10 protein-coding genes are annotated in these 12,439 nt (G+C 41.2%); 4 read left to right on the top strand and 6 right to left on the bottom strand.

Annotated features, from left to right (window positions below; all coding sequences use genetic code 11):
• Positions 1-41: 41 nt before the first annotated feature.
• Entirely contained in the window at positions 42-716 is a 675-nt protein-coding gene (locus UYI_RS0123460) for a tetratricopeptide repeat protein (protein WP_016869115.1), read from the top strand.
• Positions 717-732: 16 nt separating this feature from the next.
• Here UYI_RS0123460 and UYI_RS0123455 read toward each other — a convergent pair whose 3' ends face one another.
• Positions 733-1,788 (bottom strand): WG repeat-containing protein, encoded by a 1,056-nt coding sequence (locus UYI_RS0123455; protein WP_016869114.1) that lies wholly within the window; start codon positions 1,786-1,788, stop codon positions 733-735.
• 42 nt (positions 1,789-1,830) lie between these two features.
• Entirely contained in the window at positions 1,831-4,338 is a 2,508-nt protein-coding gene (gene hetF / locus UYI_RS0123450) for a cell division protein HetF (RefSeq protein ID WP_016869113.1), read from the bottom strand.
• A gap of 1,834 nt (positions 4,339-6,172) precedes the next feature.
• On the opposite strand from hetF, the gene UYI_RS0123445 reads away from it, so the two are divergent.
• Positions 6,173-6,802, top strand: a complete 630-nt coding sequence (locus tag UYI_RS0123445; protein WP_016869112.1) for a Uma2 family endonuclease — start codon at positions 6,173-6,175, stop codon at positions 6,800-6,802.
• 261 nt (positions 6,803-7,063) lie between these two features.
• On the opposite strand, the gene UYI_RS0123440 is transcribed toward UYI_RS0123445, so the two are convergent.
• The 4 genes from UYI_RS0123440 to UYI_RS0123430 all read right to left on the bottom strand — a co-directional run bounded on the left by UYI_RS0123440 (position 7,064) and on the right by UYI_RS0123430 (position 10,368).
• Positions 7,064-9,109 (bottom strand): ribonuclease catalytic domain-containing protein, encoded by a 2,046-nt coding sequence (locus UYI_RS0123440; RefSeq protein WP_016869111.1) that lies wholly within the window; start codon positions 9,107-9,109, stop codon positions 7,064-7,066.
• 253 nt (positions 9,110-9,362) lie between these two features.
• Positions 9,363-9,578: a 30S ribosomal protein S18 gene (gene rpsR / locus UYI_RS0123435; protein ID WP_009453779.1), complete on the bottom strand. Its 216-nt coding sequence runs from the start codon at positions 9,576-9,578 to the stop codon at positions 9,363-9,365.
• 6 nt (positions 9,579-9,584) lie between these two features.
• The gene (rpmG, locus tag UYI_RS35200; protein WP_009453780.1) at positions 9,585-9,779 is read right to left on the bottom strand and encodes a 50S ribosomal protein L33; all 195 of its coding nucleotides are present in this window, start codon (positions 9,777-9,779) and stop codon (positions 9,585-9,587) included.
• Positions 9,780-9,822: 43 nt separating this feature from the next.
• Positions 9,823-10,368 (bottom strand): RDD family protein, encoded by a 546-nt coding sequence (locus UYI_RS0123430; RefSeq protein ID WP_016869110.1) that lies wholly within the window; start codon positions 10,366-10,368, stop codon positions 9,823-9,825.
• Positions 10,369-10,545: 177 nt separating this feature from the next.
• On the opposite strand from UYI_RS0123430, the gene UYI_RS0123425 reads away from it, so the two are divergent.
• Both UYI_RS0123425 and UYI_RS0123420 read left to right on the top strand, forming a co-directional pair.
• Positions 10,546-10,938: a DUF2358 domain-containing protein gene (locus UYI_RS0123425; RefSeq protein ID WP_016869109.1), complete on the top strand. Its 393-nt coding sequence runs from the start codon at positions 10,546-10,548 to the stop codon at positions 10,936-10,938.
• 38 nt (positions 10,939-10,976) lie between these two features.
• Positions 10,977-12,164, top strand: coding sequence for a TRC40/GET3/ArsA family transport-energizing ATPase (locus UYI_RS0123420; RefSeq protein ID WP_016869108.1), 1,188 nt, complete (start codon positions 10,977-10,979; stop codon positions 12,162-12,164).
• The last annotated feature ends 275 nt before the right edge of the window (positions 12,165-12,439 follow it).

The following is a 12,439-nucleotide window of genomic DNA, read 5'->3' as shown; positions in this document are numbered from 1 at the left end:
ATATGGATATAAATCCTAAATAATAGAAAATTTAGTGCGTGATGAAGCCAAAAAATTCTTTTCAGCCAAGATTGGCTCAAACTGCTTGTTACTTGAGTCTGGGTATTTTGCTCGTCACAAATACCTCAGAGTTTGCTGTTGCACAGGTACGCAATCCTGGTACTACCAAACAACACACCCAGGAACAAATACTAGCGCAATTCTCCGGCAGTGACAGTGGACAGCAAGAGCGATCGCAACTAATTAGAACAGCAAATACTTTATTTAGCCAAGGTGATTTAGCTGGTGCAGAAGAGAATTTACGTCAATTAATTAAGAAGTATCCCAAAGATGCTTTTGGCTATTATCAGTTAGGTAATGTCTTGTTTCGTCAGGAGAGAAAAGACGAGGCAATTAAACAATATCAAGAAGCAATTCGCTTAGATTCTAAATACGCGCTTGCACACAATGGTATGGGACTTGTTTTTGCCAGTCAAGAACAATGGCAAGAAGCGATCGCAGAATACAATAAAGCACTAGCAATTAATCCCAATTATGGAGATGCGCTGACTAATTTAGCTCAAGCGCTTTGGGAAGTTGGTAAGCGAGATGAAGCGATCGCATCTTTAGAAAAAGCATTGAGTGCTTTTAAAGCCCAAAATAAACCCCAAAAGGTAGAACGAATTCAACAGATTTTACGTCAGCTTAAACCTAATGATGACCCGAGTGTATCGTGAAATAACCTTATATAGCTCAATTTGTCTGCTGCCAAACAAATTGTCCCTGCTTATTAATATAGCCAGCCTTGCCGCCTGTATATACTAATGCCAACCCATCTTTAAAACTCAATCCTAAATCAAATTGCGGTGCAATTACCATCTTTCCACGTGAGTCAATATAGCCATACTTTTCTTGAATCTTCACAGCAGCTAAGCCTTCTGAAAAATCTGTTACTCGTTCAAATTTAGGTGCAATGATCATTCGTCCATTGGAACCTATGTATCCCCACTTATCAGCAATTTGAACAACTGCTAGTCCTTCTTTGAATTCCCAGGCTTGCTCAAATTGTGGCTGGATAGCAAGCTTGCCAGTTTTATCGATATAACCATATTTATTAGCAACTTTAACTGCTGCTAAACCTTGAGAAAAACCTATAGTTTCATCAAAGCGCGGTTGAATAACTATTTGACCACTAGAATTTATATATCCCCATTTCCCATCAACTTCAACTGCTGCTAACCCTTCATTGAAGTGTAATCCTTGCTGATATTTTGGCTGAATTACAATCTTGCCAGTTTTATTGATATAGCCCCATTGGTCATTAATTTTAACTGCCGCTAATCCATTTTTGAATGCTAAAGCTTCTTCATACTGTGGTTGAATAACTATTTGACCAGATGTATCTATATAGCCATATTTATAGTCATCTACTACTAATGCTAAGCCGTTAGAAAAAGAAAAAGCTAAACGAAATTTTGGTGAAACTATCTGTTTTCCACTTTGATCAATATAACCATAATTGTCATCAATTTTTATTTGTGCCAAACCATCAATAAAGTTCCAGGCTAAATCAAACTGCGGTTTAATAACTATCTTACCAGTTTCATCCATAAAGCCATACTTGCCATTCTGGACAATACGAAATAGCTGGTTTGACACTTGCTTTTGCTTTAATGAAGGAGTTATTGCTTGCTTTTGATTTACAGCTAAACTTGATGCAATAGTTATCTGCTGCATACCGCTAGCTATCCCACTCAAAATAGCAAGACAAATAAATAAGTTAGGGACTTTATTTAACTGTAGACTCATGCGATCGCTGCCAGTAGCGGTGCGGTGTGAGAAGTTAGTAGATTATTGAGATCCAATCTTGATTTGTAGAAGAGATTCCCAATCTTTAATTGCTTCTTCTGACCACATCCAATTGTTAGCTAATTGATTTTTTTGAAAACTGGTAGGATCATCTTTGACTACCATTTGCCGCAGTTTTACTGCTTCATTAAGATATTGATCTCGTTTAGAATCTGGCTGATTACGTGCAGCTTTGTATAATCCAATGGCTAAGCCTGCATACGCTGTTAAAGTATCATGAGTTTCTTGTTTTGCTTTGACTACTATATTACTAGCTGATGTATTCTGTTTAACAGCTGCGTTCAATGCTTTAAACCAAGAGTCGTTGGCACGATTGAGATTGCCTTCTGCGTAGTAAGCAAAACCTAATGCATTAGAATATAAAAGCGAATTGGGTTCTGTTTTTACAGCATTTTCCCAAAAACGCCGGGCATCATCGACACTATATCTAGCGTCTTTGATTTGGACAAACTGCCATGCTAACCGTCCTTTTAAAAAGTTGACAAATGAGTTATCTAACTGATTGGCAGGAACAAGATCAAGGGCTGTTTTCGCGTTATCTAAGGCATTACGATCAAGAAGTGCCTCTACAGCTAATAGTCCATTCTGTAAGTCACCTTTGCTGAGTTTATCGGTAGCATAGGCGGTGACTATTCCGGTTGCCTCTGTTTTGATACTAGTCGGTGACAGATTTTGGCTAGATTTAGACTCGGTGGATATTGATGGTATGTCAGATAGAGTTGAGTTTCGTTGCTGCCACCAATTTATGCCTACAAATACTGCGATCGCACTCACTCCCACAAATCCAACTATAGACAACAACTGACGTCGAGCGCGTCGTCTATAGGCAGCTTTCTCAGATGGGGTAATATAAGAAGAAGCAAAAGTACTTTGCCAATCTGCACTTAAGCTATCATCAACAGCGACTTCATCACTTGCTGGTGCAATTTGTCTATTTGGCGCTATTTGTGGTGCAAATTCTCCCAACAATGCAGCGAGATTTTCACTGTCTGTGTCATCAATACTATCTTCTCCATCCTGCCCTATGAGTTCGGCTTTCATGGAGGTTTGCTCGTTAGCATCTGTGGAATTGCCTAGTTCACCAAATATACCTGCGACTACAGATGAATCCTGGGCATAGGTTGGGTCGTCATACTCAATTTCATCTACCAAATCACCCCAGGTTTCTTCGCCTAACCAGTCTAACTCCGCAGAGTCTTGTGTCAGACCAGAGGCAACCATATTATCCATTGGCAAAGACAGATCGGTATTATCTGTCGTAGCTGGGTAGAGTGCTGCTGTTCCCCCCAAGGCCGGATCATACTCGTTGAGCAATTTTGCCGTTTGGGGTACATCAGTTTCCGGCCCGAGATAACCATTAAAATCTTTATCAAGATACAAAATAGGCAAAGCCCAGTACATCTGATGCGATCCATAGGCAGAGATTAAGCCTTGCCGTACTCGGCTCACACACAAATCTACAGGATATCCTTGAGCAAGGTTACGGTAAAATAACTGTGTTAATGTCAGCGCGACTTCATCAGGAATGCGTTCTGACATGGCTAAAACACTCCTGATACCCCGCTTTACTAAGCTTTCGGTAAGATTACGTTCGCCTGTTTCTTGGGTGGGGTCAGAAGTAGCCGCGTATGCCCCCAAACAGGAGTTAAACACAGCCATTTGAATATTGTTATTGACGAGTAAGCCTGCTAAGTCGTCTCCACTTAATGTCTCGGTAAGGCCTGTTCTACCACTGACAAGATAAATTTCACCGCCATTGGGGCCTAAGTTACTATGACCAGAGTAGTGCAGGATGTGATAGCGTCTTTGTTCCAGGGCTTGTGTTAATTCCTCCCTACCTGGCTGTTCCAACAAAGTTAGTTCAATACCTGGCAGATAAGCCCCAGTTTCCGAGAAGCGTGGTGATTGGCGATGTAGTTCCGCTTGTAGTTCTTCAGCTTCTTGTTTCAGTAAATTTAAACGGGTTCGATCATTGGGAGAAGCAACTACCATCAATACTCTGATGCCACCTTCTTCAGGCGGTGTAGGCATTGATGGTAGACGAGATGCCCCATTAATTCCAGAGTGGAAGCGAGAAAAAGCAATGTATGGGCCTGTGGCTATGGGGCGATCGCCTGCGTGCATCACTTCCCAAGGCAAACGCGCTAACCGATTATCTTTTAATCCCAAACGTAGGCGCAATACCCCTTGGCGATTTTGGGCGATACCTTGGGCGGCCATCCAACTATCTCTGAGGGTGCCTTTAAACAATTTATCGTAAAAGTCCCGACCCAATGCTGCTAAGTTGACAGAGTTTCTGGCGATCGCATCCCCCTGTAACACTAACTTCAATGGGTCATTCATCAAATGTCCAGCAGCTGTCAACCAATCAGCTACAGGCCAAGTCACCAGTTCTTCTGCCAACGGCACTCCCTGCGCGACTCTTTCCGTCCGCACCAAGTAGTCGTTTTGCCCTACAGGGGTTACGGAAATTTGAAATTCCTGGGTCACAACTTCTCCTGTTTGCCTCCTACGAGCCGATTTGAAACGCGATTCATTTACAAGTGATATTTCGTTTCTGATACATTTAGATGCATCTTGTCACCAAGATGTTTCTGATTGCAGTTGTTTTGCTGCTCTTGCAACTTCTACAACTTTAATCCGGATTTTATCGGCTGTGCCTAGAACATTCTTATTGGTAGATGCACCTTGATCTTTAACTCCCCTGCTTGGCTAATACATGCTGGGGGGTTTTTCTATCCTTACCAGAAAAACGTCCCCAATGCACCAAAAATTTATCCTTACTTTTCACGGAATGTCTGAAAACTGATGTTAGGGAAGGGGAAAAGGGAAAAGAAGCTCACACAAGACTTATGCGATAAGACTATGCAGTTTTGGAAGGGTGTAAGGGTTTTGAACACCTACCTACACCCTTATACCCCTAACCGAACAGCACCCCTTGCCTAAAGCCTTGATTTTTCGTCTTCATCTGTAAGTCCGATCACAGCTATCTTTACCCCTGCTTATGATCCCTAATCCCAATACAGAGTAGAGATCACAAGTTTCCCCTGAACTATTTCCCATTCCTAAGGTTTCTACATACCGTGAAAAGTCAAATAAACTATCCTGATGATAAGATTGGCAACTAGAATTTTGAATTGGTAGATATACCCTGGTAACTCGGCTTCCCTAGTTGGCTATCAAGCACTAGGGTTTTTTATTTTGATCACCCAGTTTCCTACTAAATCAGGGTGTATGGGTATGGGTCTAACTAATCCCTTACCAAAAGTGGAAGATTTTAGCTTTAGTCTCATACCTTTATATCCCTAGAATCATTGGTAAATGCATCCAGACTATACTAACTGTTTTGCTCTAAAACACAAAGATTGGTAGATGGCTGGTAGATGACTAGCAATACAGTTCGCAAGAGCATACTCTTGCCTAAGAGTGTTGATCAGGAAAAATTTACTGGAATTGGGTTAAAGGACATAGAGAAACCCATGAATTCCCCTTACCCATTAACCGAAGCATTATAGAGATGACTGGTAGATGGAATCTGATAACTCACTCCCCTTGTTGGTAATTGGCTACTGAGGGATTTTTTGTTGTTTTTCATAACTTTTTAATCCCATTTTCGCAATTTTATCCGGAGCATACTGGTTTATCTGAGAACATAGTGATGGTAGATGCACCCTGATAACAAACTCCCCTTGCTAGCTATAGGCTATCGGGGGATTTTTTTCTGTGCAAAAACAAACATGTAGCCAAGAATTTGCACAAAATTATCCGGAGCACACTGGTTTATCTGAGAACATAGTAATGGTAGATGCACCCTGATAACTCGCTCCCCTAGTTAACTGTCGGTTGCTAGGGGATTTTTTTCTGTGCAAAAACAAACATGTAGCCAAGAATTTGCACAAAATTATCCGGAGCATATTGGTTTGTCTTAGAACATAGTAATGGTAGATGCACCCTGATAACAAACACCCCTAGTTGACTGTCGGTTGCTAGGGGATTTTTTTGGAGAAAAAAAAATGATAACGCATCTTTGCAAAAATTGCCTAGATGTATTAAAACTTTATTGTTTGTACTCCCAATAAGGTTTTTATTGGTTAATTGTAAATTAATTTATTTTATCACTTTTAGGAACTACGCAAAACTAAACGCTGTAGGGGCAACTCATGAATTGCCCCTACCTGAAAATTAGAGTTTCGGCTATTGTTTGCCTAAATCCTGATTTTGATTGTCTTTTTTAAGTTCATTTGTATTACTCAATGAGTAATATGCAATTATTTAGAACTTTTTCAAAATAAGACATCTACTAATTTTTGCTTTGAGAAAAGCTATGACTCAAGCCTCACGCAAACTACTTACATTCAATGAATTCGTTGCTTGGTATCCAGAAAACTCACAAAGCCGATATGAACTGCATGACGGAGTAATTATTGAGATGCCCCCACCTACAGGCGACCATGAAGAGGTTGTTGGATTTTTAGCTACAAAATTCACTTTAGAATATAGTCGCTTAAATCTTCCTTATTTCATCCCTAAAACAGCATTCGTCAAACCACTTGAGAGTGAATCAGCTTACTTGCCAGATGTGGTGATATTAAATCGTCCTAACTTAGTAAATGAACCACTTTGGAAAAAAGAATCAACTGTTAGTCAAGCTAAATCCATTCCCTTAGTCGTTGAAGTTGTTAGTACTAATTGGCGTGACGATTACCTAAAAAAAGTGGCTGATTATGAGGTTATGGGCATTGAAGAATACTGGGTTGTGGATTATGCAGCTTTAGGAGGCAGACGGTTTATTGGCAACCCTAAGCAACCAACAATCTCTGTTTACGCTTTGGTTGAAGGTGAATATCAAATTAATCAGTTTCGCTTTTATGAGCGCATCGTATCACCAATATTCCCAGAACTAAATCTTACTGCTCAACAGGTTTTTCAAGCTGGGGGGACAATATCCACTTAAGTTTATTATTTATTACTTAACTTCACTAGAAAGACTCAATTAACGTGAGTTCGATAAATATTGTCAGACTAAACAATCACTCGCCCGCAAATTCAGTTATCACTTATCAGTTAACAGTTATTGACAACTGATAATTGTGAAAGTGGGTTTTGGTTATTAGCCCCAAATTTATATATTTAATTACGTCCACCTACTTGTTAACCTGAAATTTTCATTCCATGAGTTTGTGCATACTGAATTGATACTCTAGTCTTTGTGACTTCACGCTTCTTGGTAAATTACTTCCTGAAATTGAATCACGTCTTTTTGTGGGTCGGCGTGGGAAACTTTCACTAAAACCTGTTCACCCAACTTCAAAGCACGTCGGAAAGACATTGGTAACTGCAAACCCAAATCTTCCAAAAGAATTAGCGCTAAACCGCTATCTTCTCTCAACCACATTAATACTGTTGCCTGCCAAACTTTATCCGTGCAACGGCGCAAGTATTCTAATGCCCAATAGCGGTTTGTCTGCCGTTCCACCATTGTGACTTCTTGGGTGATGGTACTAACGGTCATCATCACTTCTTTGAGTTGTTCGGCGGAAAAGGGTGGAACATCGCCCCGCAGATGTGCTTTGAGCTGAAAGTGGGTAAGCAAGTCGCTGTAGCGGCGGATGGGAGAGGTCGCTTGAGTGTAGGTAGCCAAGCCTAAACCAGCATGGCGTACTGGTGTAATGCTCATTTCACTCTTAGGCATACAGCGACGCATGGCACAGGCACGGACGAAACCTGCTGGTAGTTGGAGTAATTCTTGTTCGGGGGGTAATTCTGGTTGCGGCTGACCACGAAAAGGCAGAGGAATTTGATGAGTTTGACCATAACGCGCAGCAACTTCACCAGCAAGTATCATCATCTCAGCTACTAGTTGTCTGGAGGGAGAGTCATCTAAAACATAGATGTTGATGTCGTCTTCTTTGACTTTAATCATCGCCTCTGGCATATTGATGCTGATGGCTCCTTGGGCATAGCGCCAGGCTTTACGCTTGTTTGCCCATCTGGCTATGGCGGCAATTTCGGGTTCCGCTTGCACGTCCAAATCCAGCATTTCGTCTACATCTTCGTAGGTAAGGCGATAGGTAGGTTTAATTAAACTGGCATGAATGCTGTAATCTTCTACTGCGCCAGATGCATCCAATATAATTCCAAAGCTGAGGGCACAACAAACCTGTCCTTGCACCAAACTCATGGGCCCAGTTGCCAATATTTCTGGAAACATGGGAACCATACCCGTTGGCAAATAAACTGTACTACCCCGCTTTCTGGCTTCTAGGTCTAACTCATCTTCTGGCATCAAAAATCGTGTTGGATCAGCGATATGCACCCATAATCTTTCCCGCCCATCTGGAAGTTGCTCCCAACTCAGACCATCGTCTATCTCGGTAGTACTTTCATCATCAATTGTGTACACTTTGAGGTAGGTCAGATCCAGGCGGTTAGCATCTGGATCTGGCGGTGGTGATTGCAATCGCTGTTGCGACACTTCTAGTACCTTTGTAGGAAATTGAACTGGAATTGAGGAACGACGCAGAAATAAGTTTTCATGAGGACTCCACCAACCCAAGTCTACCAATAATTGAAAGGCTCCTTGGGGGGTTGCAGAACGTCCTAGCATGTTCATCGTTTCCAGGACTGGTGCTGGCGGCGGATAGGCACGAGCCAGAGAGTCATAATTTAGCCCTACACGCACTATGTCGGCAAGCAGTGCTGCATATTTTTCTAAAGCTTCTAAGCGGTGGCGGTCATGTCTTTGCCACTCGACTGCTTCACCTTTGAGTGCTTGCTCTACACGAGCCAAAAATTCTTGCTGTCCTTTTGCTTTTAGTGCTTCTATTTCTATTTGGTGTTTGCGTTCTGCTACTTGGGCGGCTGTGCGGGGTTCGTAAGAGTCTCCCTTTTGCTTGAAATAGATTTTATCTTCTGATAGCAACCAGTAAGCAGCATAACACTGAGGTGGTTGTGATTCCGAAAACAGTAAGCTTGCCATTACTTCTGGCGTTACTGCTTCCCCATCCTCTACTAGCAGTTCCCAAGCTACTTCTAAGCTTGATGGATCTAAGTAAGGCTTTACTTCTTCAAGAAAACTAGAAATTTGTGAGGATTTATAAGTTTGTCCGGTAACTGTATAGGTGATTTGTCTAGGCGCGAGACTGTGAGATTGACCCCGTTCATCGACTATGAACCAACGGGTTTTGCCGTCTGGACGATCTACCACACCCAAACGGCGATCGCCTTGAAGTCTAAATTCAACTAGCGTCCCCTTCTCCACAAGCCTCGCACTGAATAAAATATTTTAGATTTTAGATTTTGGATGAAATAACTTGCTATTAAATCCCAAATCTGAATAATTTTAAGCTTGATAAGCCGATCTTACACTTAAACTTTTCTAGATTTTAGATTTTGGACTCACAAACGCCAAGCGCAATGCTACATAAACTTAGCTTATTCGTCTCAAATCCGTCTTGAAAAGCTTTGAGCGCCGGCTTGCGGCGATCAAACTTTTCGCAAAATCCACAATCTATTTAGCCTTCTGCGTTGATAAACGGCAATAAAGCCAAAATTCTAGCGCGTTTAATCGCTAATGTTAACGCTCGCTGTTGCTGAGAGGTCAGTCCGGTAATGCGACGGGGCAATATTTTACCGCGCTCAGTGATAAATTTACGCAGCAAGTCTACATCTTTATAGTCAATTGGTTCTCCCGGCTTAATCGGAGACAAACGACGACGGTAATAACTCATGGTTGTCTATTTAATTTCCTTGTGAACAGTATGTTTGTTGCAGTGGGGGCAGAACTTTTTGAGTTCTAGACGATTTGTGGTGTTACGACGATTCTTAGTCGAGGTATAACGCGAAACACCTGGAGAGCGTTTATCTGGATTTGTACGACATTCCGTACATTCCAGTGTCACTATAATTCGGACACCTTTAGCCTTAGCCATAACTTTACAAACAATTAAGCCTGAGAATAATTAACACAAATATCTATCTTCGCACATTTCGCTGCAAAGTTTCAAGCATTCGCTTGACTTTTATATCTAGCGAATAGCCACGTCTTGCCGAGACGATTATAGTCCTAGCATAGCGATCATGCAAAGCTTGCCGCAGTTGGGTATCAGATACAGCTGTACCACAATCTATGGCTAGGGGAAGTATTAGCAGTATAGCAGTGGGATTGCGGATAATATTGCTTAAGGCGATCGCAAGTAAAAGCGCCCCCAAACCAATGATCGCCTCTCGTTTCAACAGAGTCTGTAAATCTGGTACTCTTCCTCGTTCGACTTCCAGTACTCTCATATCTAAGGCATAACGCCCCAAACTTTGCCCTTGGTTGTTATACACTACTACCACTCGTAACACCAACCAAGCGATCGCAAAAACAAATATCTGGAGAAATTGAATACCAAGCGCACTAGTTCCCAATAGAGAACTAACTAACCAAACAATCAAAAAATCAATCCCAAATGCCATAATTCGTCGCCCAAATTCAACTCTGGGGTAGTTTGGTGGGGGTATGCGTTCAATAGTCATAAAAATTATGAATTATGAATTATGAAATTTTGAGAGTCAAAGACTAATTAATTTTGAGCTATTGCCACTGAGTGGATATAGAAAGTGGATTACAAATTATTGATTTTTTATCTACTCTAATACTAAGAGGTTCTATTCCAATTCCCGATCACCTATCCCTGATCCCCAATCTTTTTTATGGATATTATGCAAATCCTCAAAGAGGACTATCAAAGATTTCCAGCTAATCAAACTTACAGCATCTACGCTGAAAACGTTTATTTTCAAGACAAAGTATTTAAATTTAGGGGTATTCAGCTATACAAGCTGATGATCAAATTCATTGAGACTTTTTTTTTAAATCCCAAAATGGATTTGCATGATATCCAAAAAGAAGGAGACACTATTAAAACCAAGTGGACACTCAGTTGGAATAGTCCCCTGCCCTGGAAACCGCGTATTTCTATCCCTGGTTGGAGTGAATTGCGACTCAACTGTGACGGTTTGATCATTTCTCACATAGATTATTGGAATTGTTCGCGTCTAGATGTAATCAAACAGCATTTCTCTGCTAAAAAATCGATAATGTAAATAAATGTAAATACTTCTCAGACAAGACAGAATCATCCATGCGCGTAATTTTACTGACTGGAAAAGGCGGTGTAGGTAAAACTTCCGTGGCCGCCGCCACTGGACTGCGTTGTGCAGAACTTGGTTATCGTACCCTGGTTTTGAGTACAGACCCCGCCCACTCTTTGGCAGATAGTTTTGATTTGGAACTAGAACACGCCCCCCGCCTCATTCGCCCCAACTTGTGGGGTGCGGAACTAGATGCGCTACAAGAATTAGAGGGAAACTGGGGTGCTGTCAAGCGCTATATTACTCAAGTTTTGCAGGCGCGGGGTTTAGATGGGGTACAAGCGGAAGAATTGGCTATTTTACCAGGCATGGATGAGATTTTTGGCTTGGTACGAATGAAACGCCATTACGATGAAGGCGATTTTGATGTTTTGATTATCGACTCTGCCCCGACTGGTACAGCATTACGGCTGCTGAGTTTACCAGAGGTCAGTGGTTGGTATATGCGCCGTTTTTACAAACCGTTTCAAAATATTTCTGTTGCCCTTAGACCTTTGGTTGAACCTCTGTTTAAACCGATCGCGGGTTTTTCTTTACCAGATAAAGAGGTGATGGATGCACCTTATGAGTTCTACCAACAAATCGAAGCATTAGAAAAAGTCTTAACTGACAATAATCAAACCTCAGTGCGTCTCGTCACCAACCCAGAAAAAATGGTGATTAAAGAATCTCTCCGCGCCCATGCCTATCTGAGTTTATATAATGTCGCCACAGATTTAGTTATTGCTAATCGCATTATTCCCGACGAAGTCCAAGACTCATTTTTCCAACGCTGGAAAGAGAATCAACAGCAATATCGTCAGGAGATTCACGAAAATTTCCATCCCTTACCTGTGAAAGAAGTACCTCTTTTCTCAGAAGAAATGTGCGGTTTAGCAGCACTAGAACGTCTCAAACAGACACTTTACCAAGACGAAGATCCAACTCAGGTTTATTATAAAGAGAACACAATCAGAGTTGTGCAAGATAAAAATCAATACAGTTTGGAATTGTATTTACCTGGTATTCCTAAAAACCAAATTCAACTTAGTAAAACAGGTGATGAGTTAAATATTACTATTGGCAATCATCGCCGTAATTTGGTCTTACCGCAAGCATTAGCAGCACTGCAACCAGCCGGAGCGAAAATGGAAGAAGATTATTTAAAAATTCGCTTTGCTGAGGCTGGAAATACTTAATTTTTTGGGGTGGGTACTGCCCACCTTATACCCTAACAGGATTTTAGATTTTGGGTTTTAGATTGACCCCATTGTTCCTTGATTGCAAGAGTTCCTATTGCCTGCCTCAAACAGTAAATTTAATTTTGTCTAACGACATTATCGACAATTCTCAAGTAGCAAGCAAATAACATACTAATTCTATGCTGCTTATATTTTAGTTATTAGTAGCTATTAGGTGGTATATAGTTGGTAGTTAATACTTGCGAATAACAAAGTACTAATCACTAGTGCAT

The sequence above is a fragment of the Fischerella muscicola PCC 7414 genome (assembly GCF_000317205.1).
Taxonomy (GTDB): Bacteria; Cyanobacteriota; Cyanobacteriia; order Cyanobacteriales; family Nostocaceae; genus Fischerella; species Fischerella muscicola.
This window is presented reverse-complemented; position numbering and strand designations above follow the sequence as displayed.